Annotated in this window: 23 protein-coding genes and 1 pseudogene; 18 read left to right on the forward strand and 6 right to left on the reverse strand. The window is 32.3% G+C overall.

The window, feature by feature from the left end; all coding sequences use genetic code 11:
- Positions 1 to 109: 109 nt before the first annotated feature.
- Positions 110 to 1,540 (forward strand): ABC transporter permease, encoded by a 1,431-nt coding sequence (locus tag A6J74_RS03100; protein ID WP_001010237.1) that lies wholly within the window; start codon positions 110 to 112, stop codon positions 1,538 to 1,540.
- Positions 1,541 to 1,551: 11 nt separating this feature from the next.
- Positions 1,552 to 2,229 carry an ABC transporter ATP-binding protein gene (locus A6J74_RS03105; RefSeq protein ID WP_000447845.1) on the forward strand — a complete coding sequence of 226 codons (678 nt, stop codon included), beginning with the start codon at positions 1,552 to 1,554 and terminating at the stop codon, positions 2,227 to 2,229.
- 294 nt (positions 2,230 to 2,523) lie between these two features.
- Here A6J74_RS03105 and A6J74_RS03110 read toward each other — a convergent pair whose 3' ends face one another.
- Both A6J74_RS03110 and bla read right to left on the reverse strand, forming a co-directional pair.
- Positions 2,524 to 2,706 carry a hypothetical protein gene (locus A6J74_RS03110; protein ID WP_000273228.1) on the reverse strand — a complete coding sequence of 61 codons (183 nt, stop codon included), beginning with the start codon at positions 2,704 to 2,706 and terminating at the stop codon, positions 2,524 to 2,526.
- A gap of 326 nt (positions 2,707 to 3,032) precedes the next feature.
- Positions 3,033 to 3,965 carry a class A beta-lactamase gene (gene bla / locus A6J74_RS03115; RefSeq protein WP_000636871.1) on the reverse strand — a complete coding sequence of 311 codons (933 nt, stop codon included), beginning with the start codon at positions 3,963 to 3,965 and terminating at the stop codon, positions 3,033 to 3,035.
- A 617-nt stretch (positions 3,966 to 4,582) separates the two neighbouring features.
- Between bla and A6J74_RS03125 the strand changes: the two genes are divergently transcribed.
- The 4 genes from A6J74_RS03125 to A6J74_RS03140 all read left to right on the forward strand — a co-directional run bounded on the left by A6J74_RS03125 (position 4,583) and on the right by A6J74_RS03140 (position 6,620).
- Positions 4,583 to 5,107, forward strand: coding sequence for a DUF6843 domain-containing protein (locus A6J74_RS03125; RefSeq protein WP_001246652.1), 525 nt, complete (start codon positions 4,583 to 4,585; stop codon positions 5,105 to 5,107).
- A gap of 32 nt (positions 5,108 to 5,139) precedes the next feature.
- Positions 5,140 to 5,373, forward strand: a complete 234-nt coding sequence (locus A6J74_RS03130; protein ID WP_000979111.1) for a hypothetical protein — start codon at positions 5,140 to 5,142, stop codon at positions 5,371 to 5,373.
- Positions 5,374 to 5,811: 438 nt separating this feature from the next.
- Positions 5,812 to 5,964, forward strand: coding sequence for a hypothetical protein (locus A6J74_RS29905; RefSeq protein WP_002038895.1), 153 nt, complete (start codon positions 5,812 to 5,814; stop codon positions 5,962 to 5,964).
- Between the two features lie 206 nt (positions 5,965 to 6,170).
- Positions 6,171 to 6,620, forward strand: coding sequence for an NUDIX hydrolase (locus A6J74_RS03140; RefSeq protein WP_001202609.1), 450 nt, complete (start codon positions 6,171 to 6,173; stop codon positions 6,618 to 6,620).
- Positions 6,621 to 6,948: 328 nt separating this feature from the next.
- Here the strand turns inward: A6J74_RS03140 and A6J74_RS03145 are convergent, their stop codons facing one another.
- Positions 6,949 to 8,421: a sensor histidine kinase gene (locus tag A6J74_RS03145; RefSeq protein ID WP_001084877.1), complete on the reverse strand. Its 1,473-nt coding sequence runs from the start codon at positions 8,419 to 8,421 to the stop codon at positions 6,949 to 6,951.
- Positions 8,414 to 9,079: a response regulator transcription factor gene (locus A6J74_RS03150; RefSeq protein WP_000800727.1), complete on the reverse strand. Its 666-nt coding sequence runs from the start codon at positions 9,077 to 9,079 to the stop codon at positions 8,414 to 8,416. Before A6J74_RS03150 ends, A6J74_RS03145 begins: the two co-directional genes overlap by 8 nt.
- A 442-nt stretch (positions 9,080 to 9,521) precedes the next feature.
- Between A6J74_RS03150 and A6J74_RS03155 the strand changes: the two genes are divergently transcribed.
- From A6J74_RS03155 to A6J74_RS03180, 6 genes and pseudogenes are all read left to right on the forward strand, one after another.
- The gene (locus A6J74_RS03155; protein ID WP_000540725.1) at positions 9,522 to 10,214 is read left to right on the forward strand and encodes an HAD family hydrolase; all 693 of its coding nucleotides are present in this window, start codon (positions 9,522 to 9,524) and stop codon (positions 10,212 to 10,214) included.
- Between the two features lie 46 nt (positions 10,215 to 10,260).
- Positions 10,261 to 10,500, forward strand: a pseudogene (locus tag A6J74_RS03160) (DUF4180 domain-containing protein); the annotation flags it as partial.
- A 134-nt stretch (positions 10,501 to 10,634) separates the two neighbouring features.
- The gene (locus A6J74_RS03165) at positions 10,635 to 11,138 is read left to right on the forward strand and encodes a MepB family protein (protein WP_001058756.1); all 504 of its coding nucleotides are present in this window, start codon (positions 10,635 to 10,637) and stop codon (positions 11,136 to 11,138) included.
- A gap of 186 nt (positions 11,139 to 11,324) precedes the next feature.
- Complete coding sequence (locus A6J74_RS03170) at positions 11,325 to 12,092, forward strand: arylamine N-acetyltransferase family protein (protein ID WP_000130915.1); 768 nt, start codon at positions 11,325 to 11,327, stop codon at positions 12,090 to 12,092.
- 282 nt (positions 12,093 to 12,374) lie between these two features.
- Positions 12,375 to 13,028, forward strand: a complete 654-nt coding sequence (locus A6J74_RS03175) for a YdeI/OmpD-associated family protein (RefSeq protein WP_000110838.1) — start codon at positions 12,375 to 12,377, stop codon at positions 13,026 to 13,028.
- Between the two features lie 125 nt (positions 13,029 to 13,153).
- Positions 13,154 to 14,269 (forward strand): NAD(P)/FAD-dependent oxidoreductase, encoded by a 1,116-nt coding sequence (locus A6J74_RS03180; RefSeq protein WP_002109415.1) that lies wholly within the window; start codon positions 13,154 to 13,156, stop codon positions 14,267 to 14,269.
- A 338-nt stretch (positions 14,270 to 14,607) separates the two neighbouring features.
- Here the strand turns inward: A6J74_RS03180 and A6J74_RS03190 are convergent, their stop codons facing one another.
- Complete coding sequence (locus A6J74_RS03190; RefSeq protein ID WP_000173573.1) at positions 14,608 to 14,865, reverse strand: hypothetical protein; 258 nt, start codon at positions 14,863 to 14,865, stop codon at positions 14,608 to 14,610.
- A 137-nt stretch (positions 14,866 to 15,002) separates the two neighbouring features.
- Here A6J74_RS03190 and A6J74_RS03195 point away from each other — a divergent pair, with 137 nt between their 5' ends.
- The 4 genes from A6J74_RS03195 to A6J74_RS03210 all read left to right on the forward strand — a co-directional run bounded on the left by A6J74_RS03195 (position 15,003) and on the right by A6J74_RS03210 (position 18,177).
- Complete coding sequence (locus tag A6J74_RS03195) at positions 15,003 to 16,433, forward strand: PQQ-dependent sugar dehydrogenase (protein ID WP_000169935.1); 1,431 nt, start codon at positions 15,003 to 15,005, stop codon at positions 16,431 to 16,433.
- 122 nt (positions 16,434 to 16,555) lie between these two features.
- A complete protein-coding gene (locus A6J74_RS03200; protein WP_001079202.1) occupies positions 16,556 to 17,128 on the forward strand; it encodes a YybS family protein in 573 nt (190 codons plus the stop codon).
- Positions 17,129 to 17,155: 27 nt separating this feature from the next.
- Positions 17,156 to 17,719 (forward strand): GNAT family N-acetyltransferase, encoded by a 564-nt coding sequence (locus A6J74_RS03205; RefSeq protein WP_000282924.1) that lies wholly within the window; start codon positions 17,156 to 17,158, stop codon positions 17,717 to 17,719.
- A gap of 77 nt (positions 17,720 to 17,796) precedes the next feature.
- Complete coding sequence (locus A6J74_RS03210; RefSeq protein WP_001048938.1) at positions 17,797 to 18,177, forward strand: nucleotide excision repair endonuclease; 381 nt, start codon at positions 17,797 to 17,799, stop codon at positions 18,175 to 18,177.
- A 58-nt stretch (positions 18,178 to 18,235) separates the two neighbouring features.
- On the opposite strand, the gene A6J74_RS03215 is transcribed toward A6J74_RS03210, so the two are convergent.
- Positions 18,236 to 18,442 carry a hypothetical protein gene (locus tag A6J74_RS03215; protein ID WP_000269008.1) on the reverse strand — a complete coding sequence of 69 codons (207 nt, stop codon included), beginning with the start codon at positions 18,440 to 18,442 and terminating at the stop codon, positions 18,236 to 18,238.
- Positions 18,443 to 18,574: 132 nt separating this feature from the next.
- Between A6J74_RS03215 and A6J74_RS03220 the strand changes: the two genes are divergently transcribed.
- Together A6J74_RS03220 and A6J74_RS03225 are read left to right on the forward strand one after the other, a co-directional pair.
- Positions 18,575 to 19,354, forward strand: a complete 780-nt coding sequence (locus A6J74_RS03220) for an undecaprenyl-diphosphate phosphatase (protein WP_001104286.1) — start codon at positions 18,575 to 18,577, stop codon at positions 19,352 to 19,354.
- A gap of 81 nt (positions 19,355 to 19,435) precedes the next feature.
- The gene (locus tag A6J74_RS03225) at positions 19,436 to 20,758 is read left to right on the forward strand and encodes an FAD-dependent oxidoreductase (protein WP_000483169.1); all 1,323 of its coding nucleotides are present in this window, start codon (positions 19,436 to 19,438) and stop codon (positions 20,756 to 20,758) included.
- Positions 20,759 to 20,769 lie beyond the last annotated feature (11 nt).

Consider the following 20,769-nt stretch of genomic DNA (forward strand, 5'->3'; position numbering starts at 1 on the left):
GAATAACTACACATAAACTCCTTATATCTCTAGATAAACTACCGATTAGCTCCATATAGACTCTAGATAACCTATATAGAATATAAGTTATCAAGGAGGTAAGAAAAAAATGAACTTTATGAAAAGAGCAATTCTCAGTATGAAAAAAAGAGTAGGAACATCATTAATTTTGATGGCAGTCTTCCTAATTGTTACAAATTTAGTGTTGGCAGGATTTACAATCCAAAATGCATCAAAAAAAGCTGCGGATGCAGCAAGAAAAAAACTAGGTGCAGATGTTACTTTAAGTCTTGATTTTGACAAATTAGGTCAACAGGCTCAGGAAACTGGAGAGATGCCTAATCCACCGAAGCTCAACACGAAAGAAGCAGATCAGTTAGCGAAGTCAAAGTATGTAAAAGACTATAATTACATAAGCAATACATTCGGAATCTCGGATGGACTTAAACTAGTAGGAGCTTCAGAAGGAGAAGAAGAAGGAAAGGGTAAAGCGGGAATGGCGGCTGTACGAGGCGGTTCAAGCTCCGGTACAGAAATAGATATGAATGCTTCTTTTATGATTGAGGGAGTTCGCAAGACTGCATTACAAGAAAGCTTTAAGAACGGAAAAAGTAAAATCATTGATGGGAAACCAATTACAGAACAGATGAAAGATCAGAATGTAGCTTTAATGGAAAAACGATTAGCGGAATTAAACAATTTGAAAGTAGGAGACAAAGTTAAAGTGCAATCAGGGGATAAGAAGGAAACCCTCGAGGTTGAAATTATCGGTATTTACGAAACGAATGAGCAAGCAATGGGTCAACAGGCCCCTCCTATAATGGATCCAGCTAATAAACTATATATGCCGCATTCAACTATGAAAAAATTTGAAGTAGATCAAGGTATAAGTAGCATTCAAGTCGTGTATTTCTTGAAAGACCCACAAAACATTGAAGCATTTAAAAAAGAAGCAAAAAAATCTAAAATTAATTTTAATTACTATAAATTAGATGCACATGATTCATTGTACAAACAAATGATTGGGCCTATCGAAAATATCTCATCTACTTCTCAAATGATTATTTATATTGTATCAATTGCAGGTGCGATTATATTAGGATTAATCATTATGTTATCGATTAAAGGACGTCGTAAAGAAATGGGGATTCTATTGTCCATTGGAGAAAAAAAGTGGAAGCTGATGGCGCAGTTCGTAGTAGAAGTAGTATGTATCGCTATTTTAGCTTTTGGATTATCCATAACAACAGGAGCTAAAGTTTCTCAATATATAGGGGATAATTTACTTTCAAGTGAAGTTGCTACAGCAAGCGAAGAAACAAACAACCCGCAAAATGGGACTGTAATGATGTCTGGACCTGGTGGAACTGTACAAAATCAAAAAGAGGATCCGATTGATAAAATTGATGTAAGTGTAACAGGAGAAGATGTAGGCAAAATGGGAGGGATAGGACTAGCTATTGCTATATTAGCAACGCTTCTTCCAGCATTATCAATTCTACGTTTAAATCCAAAACAAATTCTTTTAAAAGATGAATAAGGAGGATCGATATGGAAACGATTTTACAATTTAAAAATTTGGATTATTATTATGAAAGTAATGGGAAAAATGTAGCGATACTAGATAATGTTAATTTTTCTTTTCAAAAAGGGCATTTCTACACAATTTTAGGACCATCTGGATCTGGTAAAACCACAACTCTGAGCTTAGGTTGCGGACTGGATGTCCCTAAAAATGGTTATGTCCTGTATAATGGAAAAGATATTCGAAAAATTGGTTTGGATCGATACCGCAATCAACATGTATCTGTAATTTTCCAATCTTATAATTTGATTACCTATATGACTGCTCTTCAAAATGTCCTAACAGCAATGGAAATTACAGGTGTTAAAGTGCAAAATAAAACTGCAAGGGCATTAGAATTATTAGAAAAGGTAGGACTCACAGAAGTAGAAGCGAAACGTAACGTTCTGCAACTAAGTGGCGGGCAACAACAGCGTGTAGCAATTGCTCGAGCATTATCTTGTAATGTTGATTTACTGATTGCGGATGAGCCAACAGGAAACCTCGACGAAGAAACGGCAATGGATATAATAGAACTGTTTCAAGAACTTGCACATAAAGAAAATAAATGTATTATTGTTGTGACGCACTCACAGGAAGTTGCTAAAAAATCTGATCGTGCAGTTTATTTAAGTAAGAAGAAGTTAGTAGTAAATGAAATTTAAAATAAACACTCTAGGTTTTTAATTCACATAATATTAAAAAAATATTTCTTCAAATATTAATAATTGATATACAATAAAACCAAGCCATAATCAAAATGGTCTCCCTGTATTGAATGTTAAGATAGTTTGTTGTTCCTTTTTTAACAATATTAAAAAAAGAACTTGTAGAATATTCTACAGGTTCTTTTTGTTATGACCGGTTAACTATATCAATGAGGAATTATATATGAAAAACAGGACATTACCTAGATATATGATCTAAATACCGTCCTGTTTAATTGTTTATCTGTATAGTTATTGAAGAATTAAACCTACAATCATAATGAAACTAAATACTATCATCCAACCAAACGCACAATAGCCGAAAATTCTAATCCATTTAGGTAATTGATTCATGTTAACTTTATTTGTGGGAATTCCTTGCATAGAAAACATCATTTTTTGATCTCTATCCCTATTATTTTGTTGTTCATACATAATATCATCACCCTTCAAGAACAATTGTGTTTATAGTATATCAGTCTGGAGATAATTAAGCACAGAATATTCGACAACTATAGTGAATAAACGTGTATTCCAGTGCTGCATACTAAATTTCAAAAAACTAAAATTGGATTACTCAAAAGCTATATATAAAGTATTTGCTCATTTAAAACATAATCACCCTTTTAACAAGAGATGCTTATTATTTGGTATTGAATAATTTAAATACATTCAATGATACTTCTTAGCGTTTATATACGTAAATGTCTTTCAAACGATATGTACCGTAAAGTAGGAGCAGCTTACATTCATGACTATTATTATTTATTCGTTACTTTTAAAACATCTAACACTATTTTCGTTGCATCTGCAATAAGCTTATCATCGTACTTCGCATCCTCTTTCGCATGATTAGAAAGTATCGCAAGAATAATTGGCTTCTTATTTGGTGGCCAAATGATTGCGATATCATTCCTTGTTCCATAAGATCCAGAGCCAGTCTTATCGGCTACTTCCCATTCTCCTGGAACTCCAGCACGAATTAAGTTGTCCCCCGTAGTATTTCTTTTCATCAAATCTATTAAAAAGTTTCGTTTCTCAATTGAAAGTATATCGCCTAGCGCGTAGTCTTGAAGACTAGTAGCTAATGCCTTTGGGGTACTAGTGTCACGAGTGTCTCCTGGCTGCACTTCGTTTAATTCTGGTTCAAAACGTTCAGGATTTGTGACAGTATCTCCTATTTCTCTCAGTGATTTTTTGAATTCACTTGGCCCACCTAATTGCTTAAGAATAAGATTTTGTGCAGTATTATCGCTATATCGAATGGAAGCATCCGCAAGTTCTTTCAAAGTCATACCTGTATCTATATATTTTTCAGTAATTGGATTGTAATTCACAAGATCTTTGCTAGTATACTTAATTCTTTGTTCTAAATCTTCTATTGATTTCTTTTGTAACAGTGCTCCAACAGCAAGTGCTTTGTGGGTAGATGCGTATGCAAAACGTTCATCTGAACGATAAGTAACAGTTTGATTCGTACTTGTGTCCAATGCATAAATACCAAGTTTAGCATCATATTCTTTTTCAAGTTTAACAAAAGAATGATTACTTGTATTTTCTTGTTTTGTTTGTTTCGGAGGTTCGGATTGAATATTACTATTGGAACAGCCTATAAGCGTTACACATGAAAGTAATACTACAGGTAGCATCTTTTTATAATGCGAAATGTGAAAAAACTTCTTTGGAACGATCATACATTTTCAACCTCTTTCAAGAATTTATGGATTTTGTATTGGTATTTTACATACCAATACAATTAACAAATGTACAGGATAGGACTCATCTTGTATTTCTTGCATTACAAAAGGAGAGAACTACCAAGAACACCTTTTTATACGTAATAGACAATCTAAGTAACACATTTGTTCCATTTATGAGTACGGTTTTTAATATATCCATTAATTTTATTTATAAAAATCACAAAAACAACAAGCTCCATCACAATATCATCGGAAATATTATCTAAAGACGATGATTTTTCAAATGGCTTTTATCCTAGACGAATTAATGTCATGTTGTGGCTACGCAGATACATTGCTGACCATCTGCACGTTTGGAAGCCTGAAGACCACTTTATCTTTAGTAAACAATAAGATTTACAAAGTGAGAAACAATGAGAGGATTCCTTTTTTTCAACTAAAGGAGAGCTTTAGTTTATGGGACCTTCCTTAGTCTTTCTTTTTAGGGAATACCACATCACCATCAAGCTAAGGAAAGCTGTCTTTAAACCAGAAACTTATTCTATCCAAGGAAATATATTGCATTATATAATAAATACTATACCATTCTTACAAATAACGGGAGAGACTCTATGAGAAACGTAATAATTTATTTCGGAATCTTTTTTATGATTGTATTAAGCGGTTGTATCCGATTTGGAAAAGACACCACAAATACGATTTATCTCATTCCTGAAGCGTACGAAGGAGATTTAGTGGTACTATACAATGTACCTGGAGCGGAATTGTTGCCAGAAGAAGATGGTTTTCGTGTAGTTACATTCACCGCAGACGGAACCGCAGTAACATCTACAGCCGATATGAAATATGGTACGGTCAACGATACCTATTACACGGTAAACAAGGAAGGGAAGCGCACAAAACTTGACGAGAACTGCATACGCGCTGGTTCAAATGGAAGCACTACTGAAAACGTTGGTGAAGAAAATGAGCACACTTTCCCATATGCAAAATTTGAAGTTACACAAAGTTCATGCTCACAAAGTTTTTCATCAAATGGAAGAGAAGTACCAGAAAATCAAGAACATCCTGTAGAAAATAAGCTGCGGGACTTACTGGCACGTGTAAAAGAGCAGTATATGAAAGTGAAAAGCTAGATTTTTAAATTTTAAAAAGGGTGAATTGATGAATGATGTTAGGGATAGGATTGATTGTGTTAGGCATTTTAATTGTTAGCATTGTATCTTACCGAGAAATAAAAAAAGCAGGGGGCGTAACCTGGATCGAAATTGTATTCTATCCCTTTGGATTATTAATAGGTGCGCTACTAGACCACTTTGATCTACCAGAGTTTTTAATCCTGTTAGGTTTACTATGTATTGTATTTGGTAGCTGTATGGTCATGGGCGTCAATATTTTATAAAATTGAGAGTTAAGCATCTGAATCAGATGCTTTTTTATTTTATTCTGTAATTCTTATTTTTAATGTCTTGTATGGTGAAGACTAAGGCACATAGGGATAGCAATGCAAGTATAAAGCTTAACCAGTTAAATGTACTGTCCATAATAAGTATTGAGATGAAGATGCCATAAAAATAAATTAACATCGCAATAAAAAGATATGCATCACGTTTTAAAGACTTTAAAGTTCCTATTCGTTTCACCTCTACTTTCTGATGTTATGTTACAAAAAAGAACCCGCACATCTGCAGATTTTCCAGATTATGATTTTTAAATATGTAACTCAGTTCTAACGATATAATATGTTGAGTTACTAAAAAATCAAATATAAAATTGTAAAAAACTTTTATAAATCTTGATGCGTTAGAAATATAGGGCGAATCTTTACGAACTGTTTCCTATGAATACGATAGCAGATGGAACGATCAATGCGTATGAATATGATGGATTTGGAAACCGTACGAGTGATATCATTTTAATTCTTCTGCAAATGGTAGTAGTTCATCTTGAATCGAGGGATTCATTAGAAAGGATGACGCTTTTGAGTATTTGAGGGTATTAAAACCTCTTGAGTTGATGGACATGTATGGTGACCCCCGTTTATGAAAAATAAAATTCTTTAAAAATGGAGAGCCGCGACCATAAACCTGCATTATTAATGTAGAATTGTGATGCCGGCTCTTTATTCACTAAAACGGCAAGTTAGTGAATAAATTGTTCATATGTATTTAAAGCTTATTTTCGGGAGGAGCTTAAACAATGAGAGCACCATATCAAGTATTGATTTTTCCTTATATAAAAACGGATGATTCCATTCAATATGCCATTTTTAACCGAAGTGATTATGGTTATTGGCAAGGAATAGCTGGTGGTGGAGAAGATGGTGAGACTCCTATTGAATCAGCAAAACGGGAAGCGTTTGAAGAGGCTGGTATTATAAGAGAATGCCCATATATAACATTAGATTCTGTGTCGTCATTACCAGTAGAGGATGTAGTTGACGGATTCCTTTGGGGAGAAGAAGTTTATGTAATAAAAGAATTTTCTTTTGGAGTTAAAGTTCCTACAAAAAATATTTCATTATCTAAGGAACACTTCAATTATAAATGGTTATGCTTTGAGGAAGCAGTAACCCTTTTGAAATGGGATAGCAACAAAACAGCATTGTGGGAATTAAACAAAAGGCTATTAAAACAATTAAAGTGTTAGCTAACAAAGACGTTAGTGGAACAACAATTGAGCAATTTAAAAAAGCTTTGCCACACTTCAAATGCAACAAGGCTTTTATTTTTCTTAGTGTGGTTTTTTTTGATTTGCGGTCTGTACCTCAACATCAACGGTAATAACTATAGGTTTTCTAAAACCAACTAGTGATCAAATCCATTTAAGAATTTTATATATACAATTGTTATGCTAACTCCAAAATCAAATTATAAAATGAACTATCCTAAACTTGAATCAATTTCATAATCTATTTCCACTATAATGATTTCATCATAAGTTTATACTTACTACAAAAACAAATAAACTCGTCCTACTAAGAGGGGAGTTTGTTTGTTTTTTGTTTAGATAATGGAATGTTCATGCAAAATTGCACACTATGTTCCATATTTTTTATAGAATACTTTATATCTAGCGTTTCAAGAATTTGTTTCACAATATATAGTCCTAAACCGCTTCCTCCAGTATTTCGATTCCTTGATTTTTCAATTCGATAAAACGGTTTGAAAATTTGTTGTATATCTTCTTCTTTAATATTGACACCTGTATTCATAATTTGCATTTTAATTTGACCTTGTTTAGGATCCTTACTTAACTGTATATAAACTTTTTCATTATGTGGTGAATACATAACCGCATTATGGATAATATTTTTACATGCTTTTTCTAAAAGAACATAATCTGTATAAACGGAAAGGTCAGAATCAATTTCTTTTATTATTTGGATGTTTTTTTGTGAAGCGAAAAATTCGAGATCTTTTGTAATTGTATTTATTAACTTTGAAAGATTAACTTTTTCTACTTTTAGTTTAAAGGTGTGTTGTTCTAATTTCGATACGCTTAAAATTTCACGAACTAATTGTTCCATACTTTCAATAATTTGATGATTCTTCTTTAAATATTGATCGCGATTTTGATAAGGGCCAATATTGTATATCATTCCTTCTAAGTATCCTTTCATTACAGTAAGAGGGGACTTTAATTCATGTGCTACAATCGCAAAAAACTCTCTGCGTTTTGTTTCTATTTCTCTTTCTTTTTCAATATCATTTTTTAATTGTTCATTTGCTTTTTTTAAATCAAACATAGCTTGTTGCAAGTTAATAGACATGTCATTCAAACTATTAGATAATTCTCCTAACTCATCTGTAGAGCGAACCTCAATTTTTTCGGAGAAATCTAAATTTGCCATCTTTTGTGCACCTTCATTAATATAAATAAGTGGCTTTGTAATAAACCTGGAATAAAAATAAGCACTCCCTATACCAATAACGAGCACAATGATACTAATATAGGGGAGAAAGCGTACTAAAACCTGTGAAGCTTCATCAATCGGTTGAAATGTAGCAAACACTACAAGCGTTAAACTACCATCTTGAAATTGAATTGGTTTCGTAACGTTATATGAATTGCTAAGGGTACTTGCATTCTCGAATCGTGTTGCTTTAGTAACTACTGTTTTTTGCGTACCACTTTGAATAAAAGAAAATGAAGGAGAGTAAATAATTATTCCTTCTTTATTTTGAAGATAAAGCATCGCATTATTTTTTTTTGCGTATTCATCAAAAAGTGGTATCGCATCTTGAAACGTAAGATTTTTAGATTTATCAATGATTTCGTTTATCCCTGTTTGAAGTTGATCTGTTTTATATTGCTCATAAAACGTCGGAAGAAAGAAGTATAAAGTTAAATAAATCAATATTGCAAAGGATAATAAAATGAGAGATGTAGTCATAAAGAGTTTATAAGTAATTTGCTTCATTTTCATGAGTTTCACAATACTATTCATCAATTTTATATCCAATACCCTTTATTGTTTTAATATAAGGGATAGCTAATTTTTTGCGTAGGTTTTTAATATGTGTATCGATTATTCGTGTTTCTCCAAAATAATCGTAACCCCAAACTTTTTCTACGATATTTTCTCTTGTAAGTACTTTTCTCTCATTTTGAAATAGTAGTTGTAGAATTTCAAACTCTTTTGTCGTTAATATAATTTCAACGTCATTTACATATACTCTATATGCATCCACATCAATACGCACTTCTTTAAATATTAAATGATTATTTACATTTTTATCATAACTTCTTCTAAGTACAGCTTCGACTCGTCTAATCAAAACATGAAATGAAAAGGGCTTTGTTATATAATCATCGATCCCAAGGTCGAATCCTTTCATTTGATCTTCCTCTTCTTCCAACGCAGTTAGCATAATAATTGGTACGTTTGACTGACTTCGAATCATTTTAGAAACTTCAAACCCATTAAGATTGGGCATCATGACATCTAGAAGAATTAAATCAAATGATTGCTTATTAAATTGTGTCATACCCTCTAGTCCATCTGAAGCGACTACCACTGTATAATGCTGTGTCATTAAAAATTGTTTAATTAATTCCTGAATTTCTTGATCGTCCTCTACCACGAGAATATGATAGTTTTTCATAATATCACCTCTGGTAGTCATTATAGCCGTACTATCTGGAGTTTATGTGGAGATACAATAGGAACTTCATAGGACGTTTAACGTATTAGCTTCATTTTCAAGAATGTGTATTCTCCAAAAAAATATTATTAGCCATATTCCGTTTTATGAAAAAATAATTGTATGCTTGAAAAAACTTATCGTATGAAAAGCTGAACGATTTATATTTTTAAAAAACTAATGTATAATATTGGGAACTACATGTGATTTCTTAAACTGTGTGAACATATACTTTCGCTACTTACTAGAAGGGGAAACGGAAATGAATTTCAATATAAAAAAAGCTAGCGAAATTATAGAGTGTACCTCACAAACTTTAGAGTTTTTTTGCTAATTTAGTAAGCGCTTAAGGTGTGAACTAAGGATTATTTAAATCATGCGAGAAAGGTTGTGAAATTATTTGATGGGTTATAAAGCGATGCTGTTTGATTTAGATGATACATTACTTGATAGGGATAAAGCAGTAGAGGTATTATTTTTAATTGTTTTAGAAAAGTGTTATGAAAATGTAGATGGTGCGGCTAAAAGCAACATGTTACAGAAATTCAAAGAATACGATAAAAGAGAATATGGCATAAGTAATAAAACGACAGTTTTAGAATCATTGTTTGATGAATTCACACCAAGGTATAGATTGCCACGCAATTACATCCAAGATTTTTGGAATAATAATTTCCCTAGATGTTTTTCAATAGACCAAAATACTATTCATTTCTTAAATCAAATAAAGAAGCACTTTAAAGTTGGAATTATAACAAATGGATCAACTCAGAGGCAAAAAGCTAAAATATTTAACACGAATTTAAATAGGTATTTTGAAACAATCATTATTTCTGAAGAAGTGGGATTTAGTAAACCTGATAAACGTATATTCGAACTAGCATTAAATGAGCTAAATTTACAACCGGAAAATACTTTATTTGTTGGGGATGACTTAGAAAAGGATATTGCTGGTCCTCAAAATGCAAATATAAAAGGTGTGTGGTTTAACCCTCAGAAAATCAAGAATACTACCAAAATACAACCATATGCCGAGATTAACACTTTGGATAGTTTGTTAAGTTATGTTACTCCACAATATTTTTATAACAAGTAAAAGCAATTATATATATATTCAAAAATACAAAAAAGAAACTATCATTAATTTCATTGACCGTAAATCTTTAATAAGTGAAGATTTCTTTGATCTAAAAACACGGCTTGCGGGCGATATCCTTCAAAAGTTTATAAACTACAAGGTAAAGATTGCTATCGTTGGGGATTTTTCTATGTACACTAGTAAAAGCTTAAAAGACTTCATTTATGAATGTAATAAAGGTAATAATATTTTTTATTTAGCAACTGAACAACAAGCAATTGAAAAATTGGGTACATTGAAATAATCTAGTCAACCTGCATAATCATATTCCACTAAAATAACCCTCTTTTTCACGTCGTTATTACTATATATTATCTACACGATATATAAGAACTAATGTTTGTGATAAACTAAAAGGTGGATAAAGGGGGCGTTTACTTGAACAACTTTAATGATATCATTCAAAATTTAAATGACATAGTATATAAATCTAATAACTTAATAATCACTAATCTAAAAGAAGAAAGACAAAACTCAGAGTATGCTGGGGCGTTATTTCACTTAAATAACAAAACGATACGTTTTAGAGTATCAAAAATTACTCCTAACAAAATTGGTCAATTTGTTTCTTTTTGGGAGAAAAATGAAAACATGCAAAATCAAGCGTTTTCTTATGACGCTGCTCCTGACTTATTAGTTATCACATGTATTAATGATCATAAACTAGGACAATTTATTTTCCCGAAAGAGATTCTTCTTGAAGAAAAAATATTAAAAACTCAAAGTCAAAAAGGAAAGATGGCTATGAGAGTTTATCCTATATGGGATAACCCTGTTAGTAATCAAGCTAAAAAGAGCCAAATGTGGCAACTTCAATATTTTATTGATTTAAGTAATATTAATAGTGTATCCATAGACAAACTATTACATTTATATTCGTAGCATCCCAGAGTAAATAAGAGGCATTTTAATGATGCCTCTTATTTTAATTTCTTATATTAGGTTATCTTGTGAATTAGAATTTTTGTACCGGTACAGTTAATCGAAATGTACATTGTTACAGTACCTCATCACATATACAATCAGCATATATTATTTTAACTTATAACTTATTAAGGAGTGCTGAATATGACAGATTTACAAGACCAACTCTTTACAAGATTAAACCTTGAAAAACGTACTGAAATAAAGTTTGAAGAATTAAGTACAATACTCTTTGCATTTGCTCACACAATACCGTTTGAGAATTTAGATGTTATAGCAGGTAATATAAATGCAATTTCTATGAAAAACTTACAAGAGAAAATTTTAACTAGTTCCCGCGGTGGGCTTTGTTATGAATTAAATACTCTTTTTTATTATTTTTTAAAAGATAGTGGTTATGATGTACAACTCGCACTAGGTACTGTATATAAAAATGATATAAATGCTTGGGCACTTGAGGACGGACATATAACAATTATTTTAAATAAAGATAACGTACAGTATTTAATTGATGTAGGTATAGCTTCGTTAGTACCTCTCGTTCCTGTACCTTTTACTGGTGAGTCTGTTTCTTCAAAAAACGGTTCGTACCGGGTGAGACGAAAAGATACGAGTAAAGGCAATTATGTTCTAGAAAGAATAGATGTTGATGGAGAATGGAAAATTTGTCATGCTTTTTATACTCATATTATTGACGAGACAGTAGTAAACGATGTTCAAAGAAGAGTGGTAGAAGATGAAAAGTCTATTTTCAATAAAGGACCAATTGCAGTAAAGTTGACGAACGCTGGCCATATCTCTTTAACGAATTCTAGTTTAACTGAAATGATGTATGGAGCAAAAACTAAGCGTGAAATTACAGAAGATCAATATAGAGAGCTTTTATATACTTTATTTGCTATTGAGTTGTGATTATACAAATAGCCTGTTCTTATTCGGAATCGGCTATTTGTATAATTTTTGGTTTAAAAGGTTTTCTTCTAATGTTTTTAATGTTTCTGCAGCCTCTTCATATGAATTAAAAACTGGTTCTTTTCCATCATCCTCTTGTAAAACCAGCTCTTCAAATAAAGATTTTTGTTCTTTTGAAACAGAATAATACTATTTAAAGTTTGATTTTCTAACTAGATATAATACACTAGAACAGTATAAAAAAGTATGTACAATGAATTTCGAATGTAAAGGAAGATTATTATGTCAGTTATCGATAAATTGAAACTTGATAAGTATACGAATATGGTTGTTATTAACGAACCAAGTGATTATGACATTTTCACAGGTAAAGAAACTGCATTTTCAAAAGAACACGATGCTATTTTTATTTTTGTTGAAACGCTTGATGAAATGGTGAAACAAACGAATTTTATTATTAGTAATGAAGCATTATTACTTGAAAAAGGTTATGTGTTTTTCGCATATCCGAAAAAAGGTAATGCTCGTTACAGTACGTTTATTCACCGTGATGAGATGTTTCCAGCATTAAGCGTTGGTGAAGATGGATATGTAGGAGAAAGCGAAATTAAATTTGCTCGAATGGTAAGTATGGATGACGTCTTTACTGTTGTAGGCTTAAAGCGTGAAAAGAAAAAAGCGACGAAAACGCCTGCTATGAGTCAATGTGTTGCCGATTATGCAGATCGAATTAAAGATGTTGAAGCTTTATTAGCTAATCATCCCAATGAACTTAAATTTTATCAAAGTTTAACTCCTGGATATCAAAAAGATTGGGCACGTAATTTATTTTCTGTGAAACAAGAAAAAACACGTGAAAAACGTTTTGAGAAAATGATTGAAATCCTTTCACAAGGCTATAAAACAATTGAATTATTCCGTAAGAAGAAAAAATAACGATTAGGAAAGTCACAATGATGAAACAATTAATTGCGATGAGTACATTGAAAAAAGGATTCCTTCTATTATACTTAAGAATGTTCTTATATTTATATAATTAGTAAAGAGAAAAGGTGTTTGAAATGAAATCGTATATTGTAGTTGGATCTGGAATTTTAGGAGCGTCTACTGCTTATCATCTGGCTAAGGCTGGTGCGAATGTTACTATCATGGATCGCCAACAATTAGGGCAAGCAACTGATGCAGCAGCAGGTATAGTATGTCCATGGCTTTCACAACGTCGTAATAAAGCGTGGTATAAAATCGTTAAAAGCGGTGCACGTTACTATTCTTCGTTAATTCAACAATTAGAAGAAGACGGTGAAACGGATACAGGTTACAACCGTGTAGGTGCAATTAGTTTACATACTGACGAGAAAAAACTAGATCAAATGGAAGAGCGAGCTTATAAACGACGTGAAGATGCACCAGAGATTGGTGAAATTACGCGTTTATCAGCTGAAGAAACGAAAAAATTATTCCCGGCATTATCAGAAGAATATAGTTCTGTTCATATTAGTGGTGCTGCAAGAGTAAACGGAAGATTATTACGCAACGCATTAATAAGCGCTGCGAAAAAACATGGTGCAACTTTCATAAAAGGAGATGCAGTATTAGTCCGTGAAGGGAATCATATTACTGGAGTTAAAGTAAATGACGAGACAATTTTAGCAGAAAAGGTTATTGTAACTGCTGGCGCATGGGCGAACGAAATATTAAACCCATTAGGAATTAATTTCTTAGTTGCGTTCCAAAAAGGACAAATTGTTCACCTGCAAATGGAAAATACAGCAACAGAAAATATGCCTGTTGTTATGCCACCAAACGATCAATATATATTAACGTTTGATAATGGTCATGTTGTAATTGGTGCAACACATGAGAATGATACTGGTTTCGATCACCGTGTAACTGCAGGTGGTTTACATGAAGTATTCCATAAAGCGTTAGCAGTTGCACCTGGCTTAGAAGATGCTACAATGCTTGAAACGAGAGTAGGATTCAGACCATTCACACCAGGATTCTTACCTGTTATCGGACCAATACCTAACTTTGAAGGAATTCTCGTTGCGAATGGATTAGGAGCTTCAGGTTTAACAGCTGGTCCATACTTAGGAGCAGAACTTGCTAAACTAGCGCTCGGACAGCCTATTGAATTGGATTTAAATGATTATGATGTTGCTGGTGCAATTGAATGATAAAAAAGATTAGGAGCGAATCCTAATCTTTTTTATTTATAAATATTTTCTTGTAATTATATCACTACCAATTTCAAAACGGGATATTTTGAATAAATGAAACCGTCAAAATAATTGTCGATGCGGAACCAGCAGATAATAAAGTTACGATTTTTCGTCCATTCTGTTCTTTTGAAGGTTTTATAAGTTCTGTAATCAACACAATCCATATTATAATAGAAACTATAGAAATAATATTTATAGACATATGTAACACACTCCTTCTTGTTTTTACATGGACATTTCTTCTTTTATAAAATAAAAGCAATCTGACAAGAAAATATGTATAGCGTTACAAATTAGTATTTTCCTGTCAGACCACCTTTTTTAAATAGAAATACGACTGATAAAATGATAACAACAGCTTTCAAACTGCCCCAATATGGATAAACAGCATGATCTGTTAAACTAGCATATTGAAAAATATTCTCTAAACCGAAAATCCCAATTATGACCGCTAAAAGAAAAGCAGCTTTTCCAATAGTATTATTACGATAGATGGTAAATAAATATAGTGCAAATATAAGTGGTACTATGATTTGTAGTAAAAGTGTCATAAGTAGTCCCCCTAGTTTATTTATAATTATATTATATGTAAAATTGTAATAAAAAGGAATATGAGTTAATTGATACTAATAAGACTACTCTAATCATACTCTTCTATTAAATAAAAGAAAAAGGGGTGGACAGTTAATTGACTAAAGTTAAGATTCGTTTACGGCCCATTGTTCATAATATAAATTTACCAACTGTAATAAAAACAGCCATAATTCCAGGTGAATCGACCGAAAGATTATTCATCGCAACTCAATTAGGAGAGGTTTTTTACATAGGAAACGGTGTTATAAAAACATTTTTAAATATTCGTCCACGAATTATTAAATTAGGTACATTTGAAGAAGGTGTTGCTAGTAGTGGATATGATGAGCGAGGATTGCTAGGACTTGCGTTTCATCCTCAATTTCATCATAACGGTTTATTTTATCTTCATTATTCAGTAGCTGGAACTCAAGGACCTGGTGCACTTTCTGAACAATTTAAACCGAATCCGTGTGACCCTAAAACGTTAAACTTAAAGTGGGTTAATAGAAATACGCAATATGATCATATTGATACAATTGAAGAATGGGTTTTACAATCAAATGGTCAACCTCAAAAACGCAGAACATTACTTAATATAAAACGCCCATTTTTTAATCATAACGGAGTAAACACTTTAAACTTTTCTCCTGAAACGGGAAAACTTGTTTTTACAAATGGAGATGGTGGATCGGGATATGATCCATTTAATTTAAGCCAAGATGATTTAGAAATAGCAGGTAAAATAATTGAAGTCGATGTAAGTAAAAATACAGTCATAAATAATCCTCCAGTAGTTTCGCGCTTTAATGAACTTCCTTTATCTATACAAGAAACACTTACAGTAATTGCGAAAGGTATTCGTAATATAACCGGTATTTCATTCCAAAGGTTTTATAATCAATATATTAAATATGCAGGTAATGTCGGACAGGATATTGTAGAGTCTATTTTTTCATTTGTTCAATATAAACCGATACCGGTTACCAAACTTGTTCAAACGCATGCAATGAGATTCACTCCCAATCAAGATGGGTTTATTAATTTTGGTTGGAGAGGATGGGAAGGAGAATTACCTACTTCTTTTATAAGGCACTGTTCTGAGAATCCTACTTTGGATGAGAGAACAATGGCTTATTATAATGAAACAATAGAATTATCCGCCAAGCGTATTCAGCCACTAATTAGTTATTTTCATAAAGACCCCAGACCAGATAAGTTTGGCGGAACTTCACTAACAGGCGTTCAGCCATATATGGGAACTGCAATCCCGAATTTAAATGGTAGTGTTGTATTTAGTGACCTTGCTAGGAAAGAAGAGTCTCGTCCTCCAGTTAAAGGTGTTTTAGCATATACTAGAGCCGGTACAGACGGTAAACATAATGACTTTCATGTTATTGAAACTAATTATGATTTTGGTACGCAAGCAGCTTATTATATGAGTTTAGGAACAAATTTGGATCAAACTAGGTTATATTTAGGAGTTTACGGTTCTATGAAAGTAACTGATTTTAACAAAGGTACTATTTTTGAAATTGTTCCTTGATACGATATAAATTCTCAGATTCATTCTTTTTAGAATTGGCTATTGTATAGTGATTGTTTTCTAGAAGAAGGTAACAAATAAACAATAAGTGTATAAATTAGATATCTTTAGGGGGTATTTCGATGAATCGGTTTGTACGTTATTTGTGTCAACTTATGATAGAGAATGATGCGAACTATGTTCATAAAAGAAAATTGTCCCTTGCAAATAAGATAGTCATTACAGCTTTAATGAGCGCTTTGGCCACCATGTTTCAAGCAGCGGGTAATTTAATTCCAGGTATAGGATTATTCATTAGTCCTTTTGCGACGTTACCAATTTTTTTTGCTATTTTCTACTCCATTCGTGAGGGAGTACTTTCTTATCTTCTTACTATTCTCCTATTATTTATTATTGAGCCGAGTGAACTAATTGTATTTCCCTTTACTACAGGCTTATTAGGTATAGCCTTAGGGCTTTCCTTTAAACAATTCAAGAGAAGAATTTGGGTGGTTTCCTTTTCTGCGATTTGTCTACTTATAGGAATTATGATTGTTCTAGATATTTTCCGTTTTCCCGTACTTGGTCCTATTATTCATACAACTATGGATATAAACATTATTTTATCAATATTTATACTGAGCTTTCTATACTGCTGGATCTATGCAGGGCTTTGTAGAATATTGTTGAATAGAGTATATAAAGTCTGGTTTTAACAATCGTATAGAATGGAGATTTAAAACATGTATAACGTTGAAATTAGGAGACCGAATTCGGATGATTTAGAGGAACTTCACTTGTTTTTCCGTATAGTTATTACGGATACATATAAAAATGAAGGATTATCACAATTATTGGGTGACATAGAAAATGAAATTAACTTGAAAAAGCAATATTTAAAAGATGATTTTGATAGTAATGGAGAAAATCGTTACTTTTTATTAGCGATAGATACAAATAACGATAAAATGATTGGAACAATTGAAATTGGTCCAGCAAGTACATTGATTACTAGTTGTACAGGCGGTGTACTTAAGGATTTGTATGAAATAGGAACTGTATTTATACTTCCTGAGTATCAAAGAAAGGGTATAGGGAGTTTACTATTACATGCAATGTATCTTACATTACTTAGCAGAGGAATAACAGAATACTGTTTAGATAGTGGATACAAAAAAGCACAAAGTATATGGACAAAGAAGTTTGGAGAACCTAGTTATGTACTGAAGGGTTATTGGGGAAAATCAAGTGATCATATGATTTGGAAGAAGAGTTTACATGATACACCTATAATATTTGAATTATAAAATGAAATATTCCTCTGGACATAGCTTTTCTTACGTATGTATGCTATTATTTATCTTTATAATAAAAGAGGACGTGAATGAACTTGATTAAAATTAATATTCCTGAAGCTGATGTTTCAATTACTGAACGTAAACAAGTTATTAAAGGAGACGAGGCAATCATTACTCCAATTAATGGTTTTATCGATTTCCACTTGTTCCCTAGAGATAAAGGCGGCATTTTTATGTTTTACAATATTAATGACGAACTGCTTTTCGTAGGTAAAGCTCGTAAAATTAGACAACGTATTAAAAAACACTTTGAAGACAATGTTTCACCAATTAAAAATCATCGTGACGAAGTATACCGTATTGATGCATGTATCGTAGAAGATCCAACAGAAAGAGAAATTTACGAAACATATATCATTAATGAATACAAAGCAAAATATAACGTTGATAAAGTATTCTATAAATAAGCAACATAAACGAAAAACAATCCTAGCATTTATACTGGGATTGTTTTTTTATTTAGCTTTATTCTTCATTTCTTTCTCCTTTTTTAAAATAATTAGCAGCAATTAAACAGAAAACCCCTATAAATAAAATTATTATTCCGAGCGTTTTATGTTTTCCTTCAAAGAAAGGAATGTCTGAAATAACATTAGTCATACATAATCCTAAAAACACAAGGATAGGTCCCACCCAAAGTAATACATTACCGAATTTTGTGTGCCTCCACATATTAACCCACCTCGACTCTCTTTACATATATATCCATAATTTAAAAGTAAATTCATAGAGAAATATAGTTTTTTTCATATCGAAAATTTAACCTTCATATATTGGTACAAGCAAACGAGAAAGGAGACCATCATGAATTGGTTAGAAGCATTTATTTTAGGTATAATTCAAGGGTTAACAGAGTTTTTACCGATTAGTAGTACAGGGCACCTTTATTTAGGACGGCATTTGTTTCAATTAGATGAAGCGGGATTGTTTTTAGATACGACGCTGCATATTGGGACTTTGCTTGCCGTGTTTATTTATTACAAAAAAGAATTTATATATTTAATGAAAAATCCATTTTCAAAGCTTATGTTATTACTTATCGTTGGGACGATACCTGCGGTTGTAATCGGTTTATTATTTAAAGACTTCTTTGAAGATATTTCAAAAACAGGCATTACCATCGGTTGGGAGTTTTTAGTGACAGGTTTCTTTCTATATATGGCCGATAAACAAAAGGATGGTCGTAAAAAAATGGACGACATTACATATAAAGATGCATTTATCATTGGTTCATTTCAAGCGGCTGCTATTTTCCCGGCAATTTCTCGCTCTGGAATGACGATTGTCGCTGCTTTATGGAGAAAACTAGACCGTGAAACAGCAGCATACTTTTCTTTTTTATTATCTACGCCAGCAATAGTCGGAGCAATCATCTTGCAATTTATAGATGTTTTTCAAGGGAAAGCAGAATCTATTTCTAGTACATCATTAATTGTCGGAACGTTATCAGCAGCTTTCTTTGGTTACATAGCAGTTTCATGGATGATTCAATATTTAAAACGTCATTCCTTAAAAGTATTCGCGTATTACGTATGGGGATTAGGTATTTTAATTTTAACGTTGCAATTTACTCATGTATTTTAATTATAATGATAAAGAAGCAATGTAATTAAGGTCCTGTTTCATTTATACACGACAGGATCTCTTTTTATTAAGGGGGAGAATATGTTTAATAGGGCTATTGTTATTGGTGGAAGTATGGCGGGAAAGTTTGCAGCAAAAGCATTATCAACTTCTTTTAAAGAAGTCATCATTTTAGACGTCGGTGAAAAATGGGATGGAAAAGCTTCAAGAAAAAGAGTTCCACAAAGCGATCATCCTCACGTGTTATTAAAAGGTGGAGAAAAAGCAATTGAAGAATTGTTTCCTACTATTACGAATGAATTAATAGAAGCGGGCAGTATTATAAATAACTTTACGCGTGATTTGAAATGGCATCAATTTGGTCTATGGAAACAACCGTTCATAGGGGAAGTACATATGATTCAACAAAGTCGACTTTTGCTAGAATGGCATATTCAAAAACGAATACATCAAATTTCAAATATTACTATTACATATGAAACATTGGTTAAAGGGTTATTAGTAGATGGAAAGCTTAACAAAGTGTGTGGAGTAAAAGTTAAATATTTAGAGACAGGCATGCAAGAAGAAGTTCATGCAGATATTGTAGTTGATGCGAGTGGATTTGGCTCGAAAAGTATAGAGTGGCTACGAGAATATGAAATTGAAGTACAGGAAGAGAAGGTTCGTATTGATTTATTTTACGCAACGAAAATGTTCCAACTTAAAGAAAATGAGGAATTAGACTGTTGTAATATGCTAATGTCTCCGAGTTTCCCTGAAAACCCTTATGGCGTTCTTATTCAAACGATTGAAGATAATCGTTATTTTGTTACTTTCAGTGGATACGCAAATGAGAAAGCACCACAAACAGATGATGAGTTTTATGATTTTGCTGAAAACCTATCAATTTCTAATGTTACAGACTTCCTAAACAAGGCTGAGGGAATTACTGATATAAAGACATACAAAATTCCCTATCAAGTACGCCGGCGATTTGATTTAGTTAACAATGTACCAGAAGGGTTGTTAGTAGTTGGAGATGCACAATGTCGTTTTGATCCTGTTTTCGGTCAAGGTGTTTCAGTTGCTGCTATGGAAGCTCACCAATTGCAATTACTTTTGCAAAGTAGAAAACAGCTCGATAAAACATTTACACAACAATTTTATAAAAAGACAGCTGACATAATAGAAATCCCTTGGGATATGACAACAACGGAAATATCACGTCACCCGCAGCTAAAGAGAGAATTAACTACGAAACAAAAATTTCAGCTATGGTATACGAAACAAATATATCGACTTTCCGCAAGTGATTCTGATGTTTATATTCGGTTAGTACGAGTGATGAATTTAATTCGTAGTCCATTTCACCTTTTTCATCCGAAAGTGCTACTAGCTGTATTACTTAATCGAAAGAAATAGCAGGAATATAA

This window comes from Bacillus sp. FDAARGOS_235 (assembly GCF_002073415.2).
Taxonomy (GTDB): domain Bacteria; phylum Bacillota; class Bacilli; order Bacillales; family Bacillaceae_G; genus Bacillus_A; species Bacillus_A toyonensis.

Coding starts and splice junctions, on each gene's coding strand:
- A6J74_RS03100 (WP_001010237.1), top strand. CDS start 110: ATGAACTTTATGAAAAGAGCAATTCTCAGTATGAAAAAAAGAGTAGGA.
- A6J74_RS03105 (WP_000447845.1), top strand. CDS start 1,552: ATGGAAACGATTTTACAATTTAAAAATTTGGATTATTATTATGAAAGT.
- A6J74_RS03110 (WP_000273228.1), bottom strand. CDS start 2,706: ATGTATGAACAACAAAATAATAGGGATAGAGATCAAAAAATGATGTTT.
- bla (WP_000636871.1), bottom strand. CDS start 3,965: ATGATCGTTCCAAAGAAGTTTTTTCACATTTCGCATTATAAAAAGATG.
- A6J74_RS03125 (WP_001246652.1), top strand. CDS start 4,583: ATGAGAAACGTAATAATTTATTTCGGAATCTTTTTTATGATTGTATTA.
- A6J74_RS03130 (WP_000979111.1), top strand. CDS start 5,140: ATGATGTTAGGGATAGGATTGATTGTGTTAGGCATTTTAATTGTTAGC.
- A6J74_RS29905 (WP_002038895.1), top strand. CDS start 5,812: ATGAATACGATAGCAGATGGAACGATCAATGCGTATGAATATGATGGA.
- A6J74_RS03140 (WP_001202609.1), top strand. CDS start 6,171: ATGAGAGCACCATATCAAGTATTGATTTTTCCTTATATAAAAACGGAT.
- A6J74_RS03145 (WP_001084877.1), bottom strand. CDS start 8,421: ATGAATAGTATTGTGAAACTCATGAAAATGAAGCAAATTACTTATAAA.
- A6J74_RS03150 (WP_000800727.1), bottom strand. CDS start 9,079: ATGAAAAACTATCATATTCTCGTGGTAGAGGACGATCAAGAAATTCAG.
- A6J74_RS03155 (WP_000540725.1), top strand. CDS start 9,522: ATGGGTTATAAAGCGATGCTGTTTGATTTAGATGATACATTACTTGAT.
- A6J74_RS03170 (WP_000130915.1), top strand. CDS start 11,325: ATGACAGATTTACAAGACCAACTCTTTACAAGATTAAACCTTGAAAAA.
- A6J74_RS03175 (WP_000110838.1), top strand. CDS start 12,375: ATGTCAGTTATCGATAAATTGAAACTTGATAAGTATACGAATATGGTT.
- A6J74_RS03180 (WP_002109415.1), top strand. CDS start 13,154: ATGAAATCGTATATTGTAGTTGGATCTGGAATTTTAGGAGCGTCTACT.
- A6J74_RS03190 (WP_000173573.1), bottom strand. CDS start 14,865: ATGACACTTTTACTACAAATCATAGTACCACTTATATTTGCACTATAT.
- A6J74_RS03200 (WP_001079202.1), top strand. CDS start 16,556: ATGAATCGGTTTGTACGTTATTTGTGTCAACTTATGATAGAGAATGAT.
- A6J74_RS03205 (WP_000282924.1), top strand. CDS start 17,156: ATGTATAACGTTGAAATTAGGAGACCGAATTCGGATGATTTAGAGGAA.
- A6J74_RS03210 (WP_001048938.1), top strand. CDS start 17,797: ATGAACTTGATTAAAATTAATATTCCTGAAGCTGATGTTTCAATTACT.
- A6J74_RS03215 (WP_000269008.1), bottom strand. CDS start 18,442: ATGTGGAGGCACACAAAATTCGGTAATGTATTACTTTGGGTGGGACCT.
- A6J74_RS03220 (WP_001104286.1), top strand. CDS start 18,575: ATGAATTGGTTAGAAGCATTTATTTTAGGTATAATTCAAGGGTTAACA.
- A6J74_RS03225 (WP_000483169.1), top strand. CDS start 19,436: ATGTTTAATAGGGCTATTGTTATTGGTGGAAGTATGGCGGGAAAGTTT.